General features: G+C 72.7%; 10 protein-coding genes. 6 read left to right on the top strand and 4 right to left on the bottom strand.

All coding sequences use genetic code 11. The features are described from left to right. The first annotated feature begins 469 nt into the window (after nucleotides 1–469). The gene (gene glgP / locus ACFVUY_RS14970; protein ID WP_387690844.1) at nucleotides 470–3,148 is read left to right on the top strand and encodes an alpha-glucan family phosphorylase; all 2,679 of its coding nucleotides are present in this window, start codon (nucleotides 470–472) and stop codon (nucleotides 3,146–3,148) included. A gap of 170 nt (nucleotides 3,149–3,318) precedes the next feature. On the opposite strand, the gene ACFVUY_RS14975 is transcribed toward glgP, so the two are convergent. Then, a complete protein-coding gene (locus ACFVUY_RS14975) occupies nucleotides 3,319–5,166 on the bottom strand; it encodes an ABC transporter ATP-binding protein (RefSeq protein WP_387690843.1) in 1,848 nt (615 codons plus the stop codon). Then, a complete protein-coding gene (locus ACFVUY_RS14980) occupies nucleotides 5,163–7,058 on the bottom strand; it encodes an ABC transporter ATP-binding protein (RefSeq protein ID WP_387690841.1) in 1,896 nt (631 codons plus the stop codon). Before ACFVUY_RS14980 ends, ACFVUY_RS14975 begins: the two co-directional genes overlap by 4 nt. 235 nt (nucleotides 7,059–7,293) lie before the next feature. Here ACFVUY_RS14980 and ACFVUY_RS14985 point away from each other — a divergent pair, with 235 nt between their 5' ends. Continuing rightward, nucleotides 7,294–8,721 (top strand): family 2B encapsulin nanocompartment shell protein, encoded by a 1,428-nt coding sequence (locus ACFVUY_RS14985; protein ID WP_387690840.1) that lies wholly within the window; start codon nucleotides 7,294–7,296, stop codon nucleotides 8,719–8,721. A gap of 10 nt (nucleotides 8,722–8,731) precedes the next feature. Here the strand turns inward: ACFVUY_RS14985 and glgX are convergent, their stop codons facing one another. Continuing rightward, entirely contained in the window at nucleotides 8,732–11,002 is a 2,271-nt protein-coding gene (gene glgX / locus ACFVUY_RS14990) for a glycogen debranching protein GlgX (RefSeq protein ID WP_387730009.1), read from the bottom strand. A 216-nt stretch (nucleotides 11,003–11,218) separates the two neighbouring features. On the opposite strand from glgX, the gene ACFVUY_RS14995 reads away from it, so the two are divergent. The 4 genes from ACFVUY_RS14995 (at nucleotide 11,219) to ACFVUY_RS15010 (ending at nucleotide 16,211) form a co-directional block, all read left to right on the top strand. Continuing rightward, nucleotides 11,219–12,607 (top strand): Ig-like domain-containing protein, encoded by a 1,389-nt coding sequence (locus ACFVUY_RS14995; RefSeq protein ID WP_387730012.1) that lies wholly within the window; start codon nucleotides 11,219–11,221, stop codon nucleotides 12,605–12,607. A 197-nt stretch (nucleotides 12,608–12,804) separates the two neighbouring features. Next, the gene (locus tag ACFVUY_RS15000; RefSeq protein WP_387690834.1) at nucleotides 12,805–14,064 is read left to right on the top strand and encodes an Ig-like domain-containing protein; all 1,260 of its coding nucleotides are present in this window, start codon (nucleotides 12,805–12,807) and stop codon (nucleotides 14,062–14,064) included. 214 nt (nucleotides 14,065–14,278) lie between these two features. After that, nucleotides 14,279–15,514, top strand: a complete 1,236-nt coding sequence (locus ACFVUY_RS15005) for an Ig-like domain-containing protein (RefSeq protein WP_387690832.1) — start codon at nucleotides 14,279–14,281, stop codon at nucleotides 15,512–15,514. Between the two features lie 199 nt (nucleotides 15,515–15,713). Further along, complete coding sequence (locus tag ACFVUY_RS15010; protein WP_387690830.1) at nucleotides 15,714–16,211, top strand: ATP-binding protein; 498 nt, start codon at nucleotides 15,714–15,716, stop codon at nucleotides 16,209–16,211. Between the two features lie 337 nt (nucleotides 16,212–16,548). Here the strand turns inward: ACFVUY_RS15010 and ACFVUY_RS15015 are convergent, their stop codons facing one another. After that, nucleotides 16,549–17,397 carry a hypothetical protein gene (locus ACFVUY_RS15015; RefSeq protein ID WP_387730014.1) on the bottom strand — a complete coding sequence of 283 codons (849 nt, stop codon included), beginning with the start codon at nucleotides 17,395–17,397 and terminating at the stop codon, nucleotides 16,549–16,551. Nucleotides 17,398–17,524: the final 127 nt, after the last annotated feature.

Raw genomic sequence — 17,524 nt, forward strand, 5'->3', positions numbered from 1 at the left:
GCGTCCCGGCGCACGCCTGCGCGGGCCGCGCCCCGGCCGACCCGGTCCACCCGTGAACGAGCGGGCCGGGGGTCAGGACACGCGTCCGTGCGCGGTGAGCGCCGAATGGGCTAAGAAGGACGGGAACGGCCAACACGAAAAGGATTCGGACGTGCTGCTTCGCGGGGGACGCCACCCGTCGTCGCTCTCCCCACAGCACCAACGACCTTCGGTCATCCTCGCACCGGCGACAAGGTTTTTGCAGCGGTACGACAGTAGTTTCGGGCCTTCTCCCGGGTGGACGGGCCCCCGGAAATGGAGTCGTACCGAAGAGTTCACGTATTGGTAGCGCGGGCCCCCGAAATGTGCGCCTCGCGCGCCCCTCGTGCAGACCAATGCGCCGAATGCGATCTCATCAATAGCCCGAACGGATGCCCAATAGCCCACTTGACGCACTGTCGGGCCGACCGCCGAGGCTACGCTTCACGCCGTGAAGGCAATCCGCAGATTCACCGTCCGCACCGTCCTGCCCGAACAACTCCAGCCGTTGCACGAGCTGGCCCTCAACCTGCGCTGGTCCTGGCACCCCGAGACCAGGGACCTCTTCCGGTCCGTGGACCCGGAGGTCTGGGCCGCGACCGGCGAGGACCCGGTACGGCTGCTCGGGGAGGTCCCGGCCGCCCGACTGGCCGCACTCGCCACGGACCGGCGCTTCCTGCGCAGACTCGGCGACCTCGCCGACGACCTGCGCGAGTACCTCACCGGCCCCCGCTGGTACCAGAACCGGCAGCAGTCCGACGCCGCCCCGCTGCCCGCCGCGATCGCCTACTTCTCGCCCGAGTACGGCATCGCCGCCGCGCTGCCCCAGTACTCCGGCGGACTCGGCATCCTGGCCGGCGACCACCTCAAGGCCGCCAGCGACCTCGGCGTGCCGGTCATCGGCGTCGGCCTGTTCTACCGGCACGGCTACTTCCGGCAGTCCCTGAGCCGGGACGGCTGGCAGCAGGAGCGCTATCCGCTGCTCGATCCGGACGAACTCGCGGTCAGCCTGCTGCGCGAGGCCGACGGCACCCCCGGCCGGGTCGACCTCGCCCTGCCCGGCGGCCGCACCCTGGCCGCCCACATCTGGAAGGCCCAGGTCGGGCGGGTCCCGCTGCTGCTGCTCGACTCCGACATCGAGGCCAACTCGCCCGCCGAGCGGGACGTCACCGACCGGCTGTACGGCGGCGGCAGCGAGCACCGGCTGCTCCAGGAGATGCTGCTCGGCATCGGCGGCGTCCGGGCGGTGCGCACCTACTGCCGGCTCACCGGGCACCCCGCCCCCGACGTCTTCCACACCAACGAGGGCCACGCCGGTTTCCTCGGCGTCGAACGCATCCGCGAACTGATCGCCGACGGCCGGGCCGGGCTCGACTTCGCCGCCGCCCTGGAGGCCGTCCGGGCCGGCACCCTCTTCACCACCCACACACCCGTCCCGGCCGGCATCGACCGCTTCGACCGCGAGCTGGTCGCCCGCCACTTCGGCGGCGACGCCACGCTGCCGGGCGTACCGGTCGACCAGGTGCTCGCGCTCGGCGCCGAGAGCTGGCCCGACGGGGACCCGAAGCTCTTCAACATGGCCGCCATGGGCCTGCGGCTCGCCCAGCGCGCCAACGGGGTCTCCACCCTGCACGGCGAGGTCAGCCGCTCGATGTTCAACGGCCTGTGGCCCGGCTTCGACCCCGCGGAGGTGCCGATCACCTCGGTCACCAACGGCGTGCACGCCGCCACCTGGATCGACCCGGCGGTGGTCCGGCTCGGCGCCGCCGAACTCGGCGCCGAGCGCGCCGAGGAGGCGATGACCACCGGCGAGACCCGGCGCTGGAGCGGACTGGAACGCATCGGCAATACCGAGGTCTGGGAGCTGCGGCGCACCCTGCGGGCCCAGCTGGTGGAGGAGGCCCGCCGCCGGCTGCACGCCTCCTGGCGCCGGCGTGGGGCCGGCGCGGCCGAGCTCGGCTGGGTCTCCTCGGTGCTCGACCCCGACGTGCTCACCATCGGCTTCGCCCGCCGGGTGCCCTCGTACAAGCGGCTCACCCTGATGCTGCGCGACCCGGAGCGGCTGCGCGGACTGCTGCTGCACCCCACCCGGCCGGTGCAGATCGTGGTCGCCGGCAAGGCCCACCCGGCCGACGACGGCGGCAAGCGGCTGATCCAGCAGTTGGTCGCCTTCGCCGACGACCCGGCGGTGCGGCACCGGATCGTCTTCCTGCCGGACTACGACATGGCGATGGCCCAGCGCCTCTACCCGGGCTGCGACGTCTGGCTGAACAACCCGCTGCGCCCGCTGGAGGCCTGCGGCACGTCCGGGATGAAGGCCGCGCTCAACGGCTGCCTCAACCTGTCCGTCCTGGACGGCTGGTGGGACGAGTGGTTCGACGGCCGCAACGGCTGGGCGATCCCCACCGCCGACGAGAGCGGCGGGGCGCTCGACCCGGACAGCGGCGAGGCCGAGCGGCGCGACGACATCGAGGCGGCCGCGCTCTACGACCTGATCGAGAACCAGGTCGCCGCCCGGTTCTACGACCGGGACGCCGACGGGCTGCCGCAGCAGTGGATCGCCATGGTCCGGCACACCCTGGTCACCCTCGGGCCCAAGGTGCTGGCCGGGCGGATGGTCCGGGAGTACGTCGAACGGCTGTACGCCCCGGCGGCGCAGGCCCAGCGGGAGCTGGCGGGGCAGCCAGCGGCCGGGCGGTTCACGGGCGCGCGCGAGCTGGCGGTCTGGAAGGCGAAGGTCCGGGAGGCGTGGCCGGCCGTCCGGGTCGAGCACGTCGAGGCGGACTGCCCGGCCGAGGCGCAGGAGCTGGGCAGCTCGCTGGCGCTGCGGGTGCAGGTCGCGCTCGGGACGCTGGAACCGGGCGACGTCGAGGTGCAGGCGGTCTCCGGCCGGGTGGACGAACGGGACCGCATCTCGGACGCCTGCCTGCTCGCCCTCAAGCCGGTCGGCGGGCCGGACCTGGACGGCCGCACCCGCTACGAGGGCTCGTTGGAGCTGTGCCGGACCGGCCCGTTCGGCTACACCGTCCGGGTGCTGCCCGCGCACCCCCGGCTGGCCTCGCCGGCCGAGCTGGGGCTGGTCGCCCTGCCGGCCGAGTCGGCCGGGATGGACGCCGGACTGCTGCGCTGACCTCGCGGGCGGCCGCCGTGCGTCCCGGCGAGGACGGCGGCGGCCCGCGGGGCGGCCGTGAACCGCGGCCGCGGCCGGGCCCGTAGGTCCGGTCGGGAAGTGGGGAGGCCCGGCCGGGTGCGTGACGGCGCACCCGGGCGGGCACATTCATGGGGGCCCGGAGCCGGACCCTAGACCAGGCTGTCCCGCCAGGCCCGGTGGAGGGCGGCGAAACGGCCGGAGCCGTCGATCAGCTCCTGTGGGGAGCCATCTTCCACGATCCGGCCCTGATCCATCACCAGGACACGGTCGGCGATCTCCACGGTGGAGAGCCGGTGGGCGATGATCACCGCCGTCCGGCCGGCCAGCACGGTGCGCATCGCCCGCTGCACGGCCTGTTCGCCGGGGACGTCCAGCGAGCTGGTCGCCTCGTCCAGGATCAGTACCGCCGGGTCGGCCAGCAGGGCGCGGGCGAAGGCCACCAGCTGGCGCTGGCCGGCCGAGATCCGGCCGCCGCGCTTGCGCACGTCGGTGTCGAAGCCGTCCGGGAGGGCGGCGATGAACTCGTACGCGCCGATGTCGCGGGCGGCCTGCTCGACCTCCGCGCGGGTGGCGCCGGGTCGGCCGATCGCGATGTTCTCGGCGACGGTGCCGGAGAACAGGAAGGACTCCTGGGTGACCATCACCACCCCGCGCCGCAGCTCGGGGGTGGCCAGGTCGCGCAGCTCCACGCCGTCCAGCCGGATCCGGCCGTCGGTCGGGTCGTAGAAGCGGGCCAGCAGCTTGGCGACCGTCGACTTGCCCGCGCCGGTCGCGCCGACCACCGCCACCGTCTGCCCGGCCGGGATCGACAGGTCGAAGGGCGGCAGCACCTCCTTGCCGGTCCGGTAGGCGAAGCGGGTTCCCTCGAAGGCCACCGCCCGGCCCTTGCCGTCGGCCCGGGGCAGCTCGACGGGCTCGGCCGGCTCGGCGACGGTCGGCTCGTGGGCGAGCAGGCCGGAGATCTTCTCCAGGGCGGCGGCGGCCGACTGGTAGCTGTTCAGGAACATCGCCAGCTGGTCGATCGGGTCGAAGAGCCGGCGCAGGTAGAGCGCGAAGGCGGTGAGCACGCCCAGCTCCAGGGCGTCGTCCACGACCAGGTAGGCGCCGAGCAGCACCACGCCGGTGGTCCACAGGTTGGCGGTGGCGCGGGAGAGGCCGACGTAGCGGGCGATCTCCAGCAGGCCGTCCGCCGTCGCGGTGGCGGACTGCTGGTTGACCACGGCGAAGGCGGCGTCGTTGGCCTTCTCGCGGCGGAAGGCCTGCACCGGACGGATGCCGTTCATGGTCTCGGTGAAGCGGACGATCAGCGAGGCCGCCGCGGTGCGCGAGCGCCGGTAGACCCGGCGCGAGCGGTGGCGGAAGGAGCGGGCGATCAGGGCCAGCGGCAGGAAGGCCGCCAGCGAGACCAGGCCGAGCCGCCAGTCCAGCACCAGCAGCAGCACCGAGATGTAGCAGACCGACAGGAAGACCGTCAGCAGCTCCTGCAGGCCCTCGGAGAGCAGCTCGCGCAGCGCGTCGATGTCGCTGGTGGCGCGGGAGATGATCCGGCCCGAGGTGTAGCGCTCGTGGAAGTCCAGGCTGAGCCGCTGGGCGTGCCGGAAGATCCGGCCGCGCAGCTCCAGCACGATGTCCTGGTTGACCCGGGCGCTGATCTTGATGAACGCCCACTGCAGCACCGGGCTGAGCAGCGCGCAGAACAGGTAGGCCGCGACCACCGCGATCAGCGGGCCGGAGTCGTGCTCGCGCAGCGCCGGGATGCCGCGGTCCATCGCCACCGCGACCAGCAGCGGCCCGGACTGGAGCGCGGCCTGCTGGACCAGGATGATCACCATCGCGATGGTGATCCGGGCCCGGTGCGGGCCGAGCAGCGAGCGCAGCAGCGCCCGGGGCGCACCCGGCGGGACGGGGATGTCCTCCTCGTCGGCGGGAGGCGCGGGCAGCTCCTCCTCGGCCGGCTCGGCGGGCCCGGTCCGGACGGGTTCGGCGGTGGTGGTCATGCGTGCCCTCCATTCGACGCGAGGGAGCCCTCGGGCACCGGGGCGGCCTCGCCCGACATCAGTTCTCGGTAGTGCGCGCAGTCGCGCAGCAGCTCCTGGTGGGTGCCGACGGCCGCGATCCGGCCGTCGGCCAGCACCGCGACCCGGTCGGCGAGCAGCACGGTGCTGGGGCGGTGGGCGACCACCAGGGCGGTGGTGGTGCCGAGGACCTCGCGCAGCGCCCGTTCGACCAGGGCCTCGGTGTGCACGTCCAGGGCGGAGAGCGGGTCGTCCAGCACCAGGAAGGCCGGGTCGCCGACCACCGCGCGGGCCAGCGCGAGGCGCTGGCGCTGGCCGCCGGACAGGCTCAGCCCCTGCTCGCCGACCTCGGTGTCCGGGCCCTGCGGGAGCTTCTCGACGAAGCCGGCCTGGGCGGTGGCGAGGGCGGTGCGCAGCTGCTCCTCGCCGGCGCCCGGGGCGCCCATCAGGACGTTCTCCCGGACGGTGGCGGAGAACAGGGTGGGTTCCTCGAAGGCGACCGCGACGAGTTCGCGCAGCCGTTGCCGGGGCAGCTCGCGGACGTCCCGGCCGTCCAGCGTGATGGTGCCGGCGGTGGCGTCGTACAGCCGGGGGAGCAGGGCGGTGAGTGTGGTCTTGCCGCTGCCGGTGGCGCCGACCAGGGCCATCGTCTCGCCGCTGCGGACGTGCAGGTCGATGCCGGCCAGCAGGTCGGGGCTGTCCCCGGGGGCGTCGGGGTAGCGGAAGCGGACGCCGGTGAAGCGGATGCCGTCCGCGGTGGCGAGTTCGGCGGCGGTGCCCGGGTCCGGGGTCTCCGGCTCGTCCATCACTTCGAAGAAGCGGTCGGTGGCGGTGGCCGCGTCGTTGCCGTAGGCGAGCAGCCAGCCGAGCGACTCGACGGGCCAGCGCAGCGCGAGCGCGGTGGAGAGGAAGGCGACCAGGGTGCCGGCGCTCAGGCCGTCGTTCGCCACCAGGTAGGCGCCGACGGCGAGGGCGCAGCCCAGCGCGATCTCCGGCAGGCCGACGGTGACCGCCCACAGGTTGGCGAGCAGGTGCGCCTTGCGCAGCTCGGTGCGGCGCAGCTCCTGGGACTGGGCGCGGAAGCGCTCGGCCATGGAGCGGTGCCGGCCGAAGGCCTTGAGGATGCGGATGCCGAGGACGGACTCCTCGACCACGGTGGCGAGGTCGCCGTTCTGGTCCTGGGCGCGCCGGGTGGCGCCGGAGTAGCCGGTCTCGAACCGCCGGGTGACCACGAACAGCGGGACGACCGGGATCAGGGCGATCAGGGCGAGCCGCCAGTCCTGGGTGAACATCAGCACCGTGCCGGCCAGGAACATCACCGAGTTGACGATCAGGAAGACCAGCGGGAAGGCCAGGAACAGCCGCATGGTGTACATGTCGGCGGTGGCCCGGGAGAGCAACTGGCCGGAGCCCCAGCGGTCGTGGAAGGAGACCGGCAGCCGCTGGAGCTTGGCGAAGAGGTCCCCGCGCATCGCCGTCTCCAGCCCGGCCAGCGGGCGGGCCAGCACCACCCGGCGGGTGTAGAACAGCGCCGACTCGACCAGGCCGAGGAGCACCAGCAGGCCGACCAGGGGCCAGAGGCCGGCGAGGTCGCGCTCGGCGAGCGGGCCGTCCACGATCCGGCCGAGGATCACCGGGACGGCGAGGGTGCTCAGCATGGCGAGCGTCGCGGCCGTCACGGAGACGGCCAGCCGGCCGCGGACGGCACGGGCGTACGGCCACAGGCGCAGCAGGGAGCGGACCGCGGAGTGCCGCGGCCCGGGTCCGGTCCGGCCGGTTCCGTCGGGTTCGTCGGTTCTGTCCGGCTCCCCGGGGCCGTCGGTTCGGGGGCTTCCCTGGGGCGCGTTGTCGTGGTCCTGCCTGTTCTCGGCCATCGCGGTGAGGGTAGGCACAGAGCCCGTCACTTCTCATCCGGTTTTTCGCCCCTGTCGGTGCGGCCCGCCGAGAACCGGCCACCCGAACGGCCGGGGCGCGCGCGAAACGGCGGGGCGCGCGCAGCCGTTCGTGCGGGGAGGAGTGCGCCGCGCGCCTCTTGCGAGCGCCCTGCTGATCGGCCGATGACACCTCCTGACGGATGCCTTTTGATGCGCGAGTGACAGGAGTGCACACATGACGGTCGAAACCGAACCCACGCCAGGGCCCGGCTCCGCAATCGTGCAGGTACGGGCCCAGCTCAGCCTCAGCACGACCGCGGCGCGGAACCTGGCGACGACGACCAAGTCGAAGCCGCAGATGCAGGAGATCACCTCCCGCTGGCTGCTGAGGATGCTGCCGTGGGTGCAGGTCAGCGCGGGCACCTACCGGGTCAACCGGCGGCTGAGCTTCGCCCCCGGGCAGGGCCGGGTGAGCTTCGCGAAGACCGGCTCCGCGGTGACGGTGATCGCCCCCTCGCTGGCCGAGGTGCCGGCGCTGCGCGGTTTCGAGGACGAGGAGGTGCTGGCCGAGATGGCCCGCCGGTTCGTGCAGCGGGACTTCGCGCAGGGCGACGTGCTGGCGCAGGAGGGGGCGCCGATCGAGGAGGTGTTCCTGATCGCGCACGGCAAGGTGGACCGGATCGGCACCGGCAAGTACGGCGAGCAGACCGTGCTCGGCTCGCTCGCGGACGGCGACCACCTCGGCGACGAGGCGATCACCGAGGGCGGCGGCACCTGGCCGTACACCGTGCGGGCGAACACCTCCGGGGTCGCGATGACGCTGTCCTGGCCGGTGCTCCAGGAGCTGATCGGCCGCTCCGAGCCGCTGCGCGAGCAGCTGCTGGGCTTCGCCGCCGACGTCGCACAGGCGCAGAACGAGCACGGCGAGGCGAGGATCGACCTCTCGGCCGGCCACCGGGGCGAGTACGAGCTGCCCGGCGCCTTCGTGGACTACGAGCTGAAGCCGCGCGAGTACGAGCTGAGCGTCGCGCAGACCGTGCTCAAGGTGCACACCCGGGTCGCGGACCTCTACAACCAGCCGATGAACCAGACCGAGGAGCAGCTGCGGCTGACCGTCGAGGCCCTGCGGGAGCGGCAGGAGCACGAGATCATCAACAACCCGGAGTTCGGCCTGCTCGGCAACGCCGACTTCGACCAGCGGATCCAGACCCGCGCCGGGGCGCCCACCCCGGACGACCTGGACGAGCTGCTGAGCATGCGCCGTGACACCGACTACCTGTTCGCCCACCCGCGGGCGATCGCGGCCTTCGAGCGGGAGTGCAACCGGGCCGGCGTCTACCCGTCCACCGTCGACGTCCTCGGCAAGCAGCGGCCGACCTGGCGCGGGGTGCCGATCTTCCCGTGCAACAAGATCCCGGTGTCCGGCCAGCAGACCACCGCGTTCATCGCGATGCGCGTCGGCGAGGACAACCAGGGCGTGGTCGGCCTCACCCAGGTCGGCATCCCGGACGAGGTGGAGCCGGGCCTGAACGTGCGGTTCATGGGCATCGACGAGAAGGCGATCGCCTCCTACCTGGTCAGCACCTACTACTCGGCGGCGGTGCTGGTGCCGGACGCGATCGGGGTGCTGGAGAACGTCGAGCTCGGGCACGCCCGCGGCTGAGCCCGGGCCCTCAGACGGCGGGTGCGCGCAGCAGCCGCAGCGAGCGCCCGCCCAGCACGACGGCGCCGCGCGGGCACGGTCCGTCCGGGCCCGCGGCGGTGTCGATCACCGTCTCCCAGCCGGCCGCCGCCTCCCGCCCGGCCGCGGTCTCCCAGCCGGCCGCCGCCTCCTGCCCGGCGGCCGGCGCCGCCCGGGGCTCGCCGGGCAGGGTGAACACCACCGGTTCGTGGCCCGCGTTGAGCAGCAGCAGGAAGCTGTCGTCGCTGAGCGGCAGCCCGGCCTCGTCCCGTTCGGACAGCGCGGTCCCGCAGAGCAGCATGCCGAGGCAGGCGGTCGGCGCGAACCAGTCGGCCTCGGTCATCTCGGTGCCCCGCGGGGTGAACCAGACGAGGTCGGGCCGGCCGCCGGGGGCGGTGGCGCGGCCGGAGAAGAACGCCCGGCGGCGCAGCACTGGGTGGGCCCGGCGCAGCCGGACCAGCCGGGCGGTGAGTTCGCACAGCTCCTGCCAGCCGGGCTGCTCCAGCAGTGACCAGTCCAGCCAGCCGACCTCGTTGTCCTGGCAGTAGGCGTTGTTGTTGCCGCCCTGGGTGCGGCCCAGCTCGTCGCCGGCGGTGATCATCGGGACGCCGGCGGAGAGCAGCAGGGTGGCCGTCAGGTTGCGCAGCTGGCGCAGGCGCAGGGAGTTGACCGCCGGGTCGGCGGTCTCGCCCTCGGCGCCGTGGTTCCAGGAGCGGTTGTCCTCGGTGCCGTCCCGGTTGTCCTCGCCGTTGGCCTCGTTGTGCTTGCGGTCGTAGGAGACCAGGTCGCGCAGGGTGAAACCGTCGTGCGCCGTCACGTAGTTGACCGAGGCGCCCGGGCGGCGGCCGGCCCGCTGGTAGAGGTCGGAGGAGCCGGAGAGGCGGTAGCCGAGCTCGCGCACGTCCGGGCGGGCGCCGCGCCAGAAGTCCCGTACGGTGTCGCGGTACTTGTCGTTCCACTCGGCCCACAGCGGGGGGAAGCCGCCGACCTGGTAGCCGCCCGGGCCCACGTCCCAGGGCTCGGCGATCAGCTTCACCCGGCTGAGCAGGGGGTCCTGGGCGACGGCGGCGAGGAAGGGGTGGTCCATGTCGACGGCGTCGCCGCCGTTCGGTCCGCCGCGGGCCAGCGCGGCGGCCAGGTCGAAGCGGAAGCCGTCCACGCCCATCTCGGCGACCCAGTAGCGCAGCGAGTCGGTGATCAGCCGGATCACCTGCGGGCGGCGGGTGTCCAGGGTGTTGCCGCAGCCGGTGTAGTCGGCGTAGCCGCGGGGGCGGTTGGGCGGGAGGCGGTAGTAGGCGGCGTTGTCGATGCCGCGCAGCGAGAGCGCCGGGCCGAGCGCGCCGCCCTCGGCGGTGTGGTTGAACACCACGTCCAGGATCACCTCGATCCCGGCGGCGTGCAGGGCGCGGACCATCCGCTTGAACTCGCCGACCTGGCCGCCGCGGGAGCCGGAGGCGGAGTAGCCGGCGTGCGGGGCGAAGTAGCCGATCGTGTTGTAGCCCCAGTAGTTGACCAGTCCGCGGGCCTGCAGGTGGTCCTCGCTGGCGTGCTGGTGCACCGGCAGCAGCTCGACGGCGGTCACCCCGAGGCGGGTGAGGTGGGCGACGGCGGCGGGGTGGGCGAGGCCGGCGTAGGTGCCGCGCAGCTGCGGCGGGACCTCGGGGTGGCGCATGGTGAAGCCGCGCACGTGCAGTTCGTAGAGCACCGTCTCGGCCCACGGGGTCCTCGGGCGGTGGTCGTCGGACCAGTCGTCGTCGTCGTGGACGACCACGGATCTGGGCACGTACGGCGCGGAGTCGCGGTTGTCCCGGACGGTGTCGGCGACGTCCGCCTCGGGCCAGTTGCGGACGGCGGAGCAGACGGCGTCGTGCGAGGTGTAACAGCCGTCCACGGCACGGGCGTACGGGTCGAGCAGCAGCTTGGCCGGGTTCCAGCGGGCGCCGGTCCACGGGTCCCAGCGGCCGTGCACGCGGAAGCCGTAGCGGGTGCCGGGGCGCACGCCGGGGAGGAAGCCGTGCCAGATCTGGACGTCCTGCTCGGTGAGGTGGTGCCGGCTCTCCCGGCCGTCCTCGTCGAACAGGCACAGCTCGACGGCCTCGGCGCCGGCCGCCCAGAGCGCGAAGTTGGTGCCCCGGCGGCCGCGCCGGTCGGTGCGGCAGCGGGCGCCGAGCGGCTGCCAGCTGCCGGGCCAGGGCGGTTCGGCGGTGCGGTGCGGACCGCCGACCGGCCGTACCCCGGCTTCCAGCTCCTGCCCTGACGCCATGGCCGCACCCTCCCTGGGCGGGGTGTCCCGGACCCCGTTCACCTTCTCCTTCCCGGATTGCGCAGATCGGAAGCCGTTGAACGGGGGCTTACCGGCGGATGGCGGCCAGGGTGGCGGGTTGACGGGACGGGGGGATTCCGGGGCGATCGGCGTGTCCCCGTGTCGATGCGCCTCGTTGTTCCCGGCGTCGGACGCGAACAGTGGGAGGGCCCCGGGATGCGGCGCCGAGGACGGGTGTGGGCGCGGGGCGCGGCGGCGGTGGCCTGCTGCCTGGCGGTCCTGACGGGTTGCGGCGGCGGCTCCACGGCCCTGCCGGACGGGGACGCGGCCGCGGCCGGTGGGCGCACCGCGCCGGCGGCGCCGTCCCGGGCGGTGCTCACCACGACGCCGGCCGACGGCGCGCAGGACGTGCAGCCGGAGGGCGCCGTGCGGGTGAACGCCGCGCAGGGCCGGCTGGTCTCCGTCCGGCTGGCCGACGCCAAGGGCACCGAGGTGCCCGGCACGATCGCCCCGGACGGCACCGGCTGGGCGCCGGACGGCCCGCTGCCGCTCGGCACCGCGTTCACCCTGGACTCCGTCGCCGAGGACGACCAGGGCCAGAAGGCGGCCCAGCACTCGGCGTTCACGACCGTCGCCCGGGCGCACACCTTCGTGGCGTTCTTCACCCCGGAGGACGGCTCCACGGTCGGCGTCGGCATGCCGGTCTCGCTGCGCTTCAGCCGTCCGATCACCGACCGGGCGGCGGTGGAGAAGGCCGTTCAGGTCGCCGCCGACCCGCCGGTGCCGGTGGCCGCGCACTGGTTCGGCGGCCAGCGGCTGGACTTCCGCCCGCAGCAGTACTGGGCGGCCGGCACCAGGGTCACGGTGGCGCTGCGGCTCAAGGATGTGCAGGGCGCGCCGGGGGAGTTCGGCACCCAGAGCCGGGACCTGCACTTCACCGTCGGCCGGGCGCAGGTCTCCACCGTCGACCTGGACGCCCACACCCTGACCGTCCGGGCCGGCCAGGGCGGCACGGTCGTCCGGGTGCTCAAGGTCTCCGGCGGCAGCCCGGACCACTCCACCTACCGGGGCGTGATGGTGGTGTCGGAGAAGTACAGGGTGACCCGGATGGATTCGCAGACCGTCGGCATGGGCGACGAGTACGACATCAAGGACGTCCCGCACGCCATGCGGCTCACCACCTCCGGCACCTTCGTGCACGGCAACTACTGGGCGGACCAGAGGGTGTTCGGCGCCGCCAACACGAGCCACGGCTGCATCGGGCTGGCCGATGCCAAGGGCGGGGCGAGCAAGGACTCCCCGGCGGGCTGGCTGTTCGAGCACACCATCCCGGGGGACGTGCTGGAGGTGAGGGCCTCGTCCGGGGACTTCGTGCCGCCGCAGAACGGGCTCAACGGCTGGAACGTGCCGTGGGAGCAGTGGGTGGCGGGGAGCGCGCTGCCGCAGGCGGCGTCGGCGGGGGCGTCCGAGTCCGGGGTTCCGTCGGCCGGGTTTCCGTCGGCCGGGGTGTCCGGGCCGGCCGGGCCGTCGGCCGTGGTTTCCGTGCCCGCTGTGCCGCCCGCGCCGCCCGTGACGGCCGTGCCGCCCGTGCCGCCCGTGCCGTAAGGGGTTTCCGTCCCGTTCCGTCCCGACTTCACGGCTGCTTCACATGCCGTCAACCCGACTCCCCTCAGCTTTCACTCGGATGGCTTAGTTATCCTGCTCCGGCGCGTCCGGGGTCCGGCCGGAAAGATCGGCCGGACAGTGCAACTCATGGGGGCACTCAGCGCGTCAAGTGAGTGAATACCGGGAGGGGAGAAACCGTGAAGACGGGTAAGACGGCCGAGGCAGCGATACGCACCACCAACCGCTACGGGCGCAGGAGTGCGATGGCGCTGGTCATGGGTGGGGTGCTGCTGCTCACTGCCGCCTGCAATGACGACAAGGGCAGCGGTTCGGGGGGTTCGGGCGGTTCGGCGGCCGGCGGTGGCGCCTCGGCGTCGGCCGCGGCGGACGGGGGCGGGTCGGCCACGCCGAAGCCCTCGGCCGCGGTGCTCGCCGTCGAGCCGAAGGACGGTGCCCAGGACGTCCCGCCGAACGGGCTCCAGGTGTCCGTCTCCAACGGCAAGCTCACCACGGTCGAGGTGACCGACAAGGACGGCAAGCCGGTCGACGGGGCGATCACCCCGGACGGCGCCGGCTGGAAGCCCGCGGGGGCGCTCGCGGTCGGCATGGCGTACAAGGTGAACGCGCAGGCCAAGGACGGCGAGGGCCTGGTGGCCGCGTCCACCACCTCGTTCACCACCCTGACGCCGGACAAGAAGATCGCCACCAACGACAACATCAGCGACGGCGCCACCTACGGCGTCGGCATGATCGTCTCGGTGAACTTCAACAAGGACGTCAAGAACAAGGACGCCGTCGTCAAGGGCATCAGCATCGAGGCCAGCAACGGCACCGTGGTCAAGGGCCACTGGTTCGGCGACCGCCGGGTGGACTTCCGCCCGGAGCAGTACTGGGCGCCGGGCACCAAGGTGACCGTCAAGTACCGGCTGAAGAACGTCGAGGTCGCGCCCGGCATCTACGGCGACGTGGACAAGGACGAGCCGTTCACCATCGGCCGGTCGATGATCTCCACCGCGGACGCCAAGTCGCACCAGATGACCGTGGAGCGGGACGGCCAGAGCGCCACCCTGCCGGTCACCCTGGGCGCGGACGCCACGCCGTCCTGGGGCGGGACGATGGTGGTCATGTCCAAGGAGAAGGTCACCCGGATGAACTCGCAGACCGTCGGTCTCGGCGGCGAGTACGACATCCAGGACGTGCCGCACGCGATGCGGCTGACCACCTCCGGCACCTTCGTGCACGGCAACTACTGGGCCAGCCCGTTCGGCAAGACCAACGCCAGCCACGGCTGCGTGTCGATGCAGGACGTGAAGGGCGGCAGCGACAGCTCGGTCGCGGGCAAGTTCTTCAACGACTCGATGATCGGCGACCCGATCAAGGTCGTGAACACCAAGGAGAAGACCGTCGCGCCCTCCAACGGGCTGGGCGGCTGGAACGTGGACTGGGCCAACTGGTAGGCCCTACCCGCCGGAGGGCCCGGATACCCGGGCCCTCCGGCGAGTCCTTCGCAGCGCGGCCCGATCCTCACCCGTTGGGGTCGGGCCGCCGCGGTTTCCGGGGCGATCAGCCCCACGCGTGACGCAACCTTTCCGGTGGCCGGGTGCGTGCAGCCGGTCGGGTCCGTCGGGTCCACGGGGAGTTTCTCGGATCTTCTGAGGGAGGGAATCGACGTTGAGGTCGATACGCAGAGTGGTGGCGGTCGGTCTGGTCGGCGGGGCGATGACGCTGACGGCGGCCTGCGGCGGGGGCGGCGGGGGTGCGGGGGGCAGCGCGGCCAAGGCCGACCTGGGGGCCGGCGCGGCCGCTGCCACGCCCACGGCGCCCGCGGCGGCGCCCACCAGCGCGGTGCCGAAGGTCTCCACGGCCGCCGTGAGCATCGAGCCCAAGGCCGGTTCGGTGGACGTGGCGCCGAACGCGCTCAGGATCGGCGCGACCGGGGGCAGGCTCACCACCGTCAAGGTGAGCGACAAGGCCGGAAAGGAGGTCCCCGGTACCATCTCCGCCGACGGCGCCTCCTGGACGCCCACGGCCGGCCTGGAGGTGGGCACCGCCTACCAGGTCAGCGCGATGGCCGCGGACGCGAACGGCGCGGTCGCCACGGCGGACAGCAGCTTCACCACGCTGACGCCGACGGCGCTCGTCAAGGCCTCCGACAACGTGGACAACGACGCCACGTACGGCGTCGGCATGATCGTCTCGGTGAACTTCGGCAAGGACGTCAAGAACAAGGACGAGGTCCTGCGGGGCATCACCTTCCAGACCGACAACGGCACCGTGGTCAAGGGCCACTGGTTCGACGACCGCCGGCTGGACTTCCGCCCGGAGCAGTACTGGACGCCCGGGACCAAGGTGGTCGTGCACTACCGGCTCAAGAGCGTCGAGATCGCCACGGGGGTGTACGGCGCGGACCGGGACGAGCCCTTCACGATCGGGCGGTCCCAGGTTTCGACGGTTGACGCCGCGGCACACAAGATGACGGTCGTACGGGATGGTGTGTCGAGCGACATCGACATCAGCGCCGGCGCGCCCGAACACCCCACCTGGAACGGCACGATGGTGGTCATGTCCAAGGAGGGCGTGGTGCGGATGCAGTCCAGCACCCTGCCCGGGATGACCGGCGCGCCGTACGACCTCCAGGTCCCGCACTCGATGCGGCTGACCACCTCCGGCACGTACGTGCACGGCAACTACTGGAGCAGCAGCAGCACCTTCGGCGAGGACAACGTCAGCCACGGCTGCGTGGGCCTCAAGGACGTCGAGGGCGGCGGCGCCAACACCTCCATGGGCAAGTTCTACGACGGCTCGCTGGTCGGCGACGTGATGGTCGTGAAGAACTCGATCCGGAAGGAGACGCTCGACCCGGCGAACGGGCTGAGCGGCTGGAACATGCCGTGGAGCACCTGGTGACCGGCTGCTGAGGCGTGCGAGGGGTCAACCCGGGATTGACGGAAGTCGGCCCGGGTGACCCCTTCTTGCTTCCGGCATATGCCGACTCGCGGAGATCGTTTGCTCATTGTCCGTACGCGGCTGCTTGCGTTCCGCAATGATGGTCCGCATGGCGGGTTGGGGCGAAGCAGATCAGTCATCGGTTCCCGGGGTCGGCGCGGTGGCCGAGGTTTCCTGGATCGACGTCCAGGGCGGCGGGCTCTCGGCGCTGGAGCGGCTCACCTCCGAGGAACTGGAGGAGCTGTACTCCGGCAGACTGTGCGACCAGTCGGCGCCCAACGAGGTGCGGCTGCCGTCCCGGCCGGAGTCCGGCCCGGTGGCCCGCAGACTGGTGCTCTCCGTCCTGGAGTCCTGGGATCTCCACCAGTGCCTGGAGGCCGGGGAGTTGCTCACCAGCGAGCTGGTGGCCAACGCGGTGCGGCACGCGGCCGGGCGCACCATCGGCCTGCACGTCAGCCGCAAGCCCGGCTGGCTCCGGATCGAGGTCCGGGACTCCTCCCGGGCGCTGCCCTGCATGATCCTCGCCGAGGCCAGGCCGGTGAACGAGCGGGGTCGGGGGCTGAAGATCGTCGACGACCTCGCCGACCGCTGGGGCGCGGACCTGCTGCCGCGGGGCAAGGGTGTCTGGTTCGAGCTGAAGGTGCGCGAGCGGTCCTGAAGGTGCGCGAGCGGCCATGAGGGGTCCGGGCGGGGCCGACGGTTTCCCCGGAAAACACGCAAGGCCCCCGGATTCGCCGTGGTCCGGCGGGCGGGGGCCCTTGCAGGTCATCGCGCCGGCCAAGGGGGTGCGTGCCGCGCGATGGGCGTCGGCAGTGCCAGGTCGGGCCCGCCGAAGTCATCGGCCCAGGGCGGCGTGCGGTGTCGCCCGCCGTTGGGCTGCTTCGACTATCGCACGGATCTCAGCATGCGGGCAAACCAGGCGTCTTGGAATGCAAGGCTTGTTACCTAGTTCACCTTTGGATTTTGCATAGGTTAACGCCATTGCCTGTGAATATTCACGAACGCGGCGATGTGACCATGGCTTGACGGGCTCGTGCGGCGTGCGCCCGGACCGCGGTCGGGGAGAGGCCGCCAGGGCGGGGCGGTCGGGTCGCCGTTCCGCTGCTGCTGCGGCAGGCGCGGCAGAGGCCGCCGAGGAGGGCCTGCGGTCGGCAGGGGGTCCGGCAGTCGGTGCACTCGGGGATGCGGACGGCTTCCGGCAGATGCGGGCGTTCGGGCGGAAGCTTGTCGATCAGGCGGCGGCGGGTGAGGGCCGCCGGGCTGTGGACCGGGGTGGGCAGGCCCGAGGTGAGGGCGTTCACGAAGAGGGCCAGGGTGGCGCCCCGGGCGAACCACTCGGCGGCGAGCGGTTCGAGCGCTTCGCAGTCGGTGGCGGAGAGGGAGAGGCGGGCGTCCGCGATGCCGAGGCCGGCGAGGGCGGCATAGGCGACCGAGGTGAGGGGGGTGCGGTTGCGCGTTCGCTCTTCCGGGGGATCGGGTGCGGAATCCGTTGACGCCTCCCCGGTGCCCCCGGTGGCGAGGAAGTGGTTCCACCAGGCGTCGGAGCGGGGCGTCCGGGAGAAGTAGGTGCGGAACACCCACTGGGGGTGTTCGGCGTTGACCCGTTCCCGGACACGGCGCAGGTGACCTGCGGTGGAGAGCTTGTTGAGAGCCGAGCGGACGGCCATCTGCCCGAAGAGGGGCTGGTGTGCGGCGAGGGTCTTCACGTCCATCGCGGCGCCGTCGGGGAGCTGGTTGATCAGGCTGGCGAGGTATGCCTCGCGGGCCGGTAGGTGGGTGAAGTCGTCCGCCGCCGGGGGGAGTTGCCCGGGGGCCGACTGCTTGCCGTATCCGGGGGAGGCCATGACGGTAGAGTTCTGGGTAGCCACAGGATCGAGCCTTCGATCGTGCCGGTCAGACCCCCGTTCGGTGTTGCTGCACCGGCGGGGGTTGTTTCGTTAGTGCGCACGCTACATGGGGGAACTGCCCGTG

It is taken from the genome of Kitasatospora sp. NPDC058063 (assembly GCF_042885395.1).
Taxonomy (GTDB): Bacteria; Actinomycetota; Actinomycetes; order Streptomycetales; family Streptomycetaceae; genus Kitasatospora; species Kitasatospora lactacystinica.

Bases quoted from the DNA above. Each gene is read 5' to 3' on its own strand.
- ACFVUY_RS14985 (WP_387690840.1), top strand. From the start codon at position 7,294: ATGACGGTCGAAACCGAACCCACGCCAGGGCCCGGCTCCGCAATCGTG.
- ACFVUY_RS14995 (WP_387730012.1), top strand. From the start codon at position 11,219: ATGCGGCGCCGAGGACGGGTGTGGGCGCGGGGCGCGGCGGCGGTGGCC.
- glgX (WP_387730009.1), bottom strand. From the start codon at position 11,002: ATGGCGTCAGGGCAGGAGCTGGAAGCCGGGGTACGGCCGGTCGGCGGT.
- ACFVUY_RS14975 (WP_387690843.1), bottom strand. From the start codon at position 5,166: ATGACCACCACCGCCGAACCCGTCCGGACCGGGCCCGCCGAGCCGGCC.
- ACFVUY_RS15015 (WP_387730014.1), bottom strand. From the start codon at position 17,397: ATGGCCTCCCCCGGATACGGCAAGCAGTCGGCCCCCGGGCAACTCCCC.
- ACFVUY_RS14980 (WP_387690841.1), bottom strand. From the start codon at position 7,058: ATGGCCGAGAACAGGCAGGACCACGACAACGCGCCCCAGGGAAGCCCC.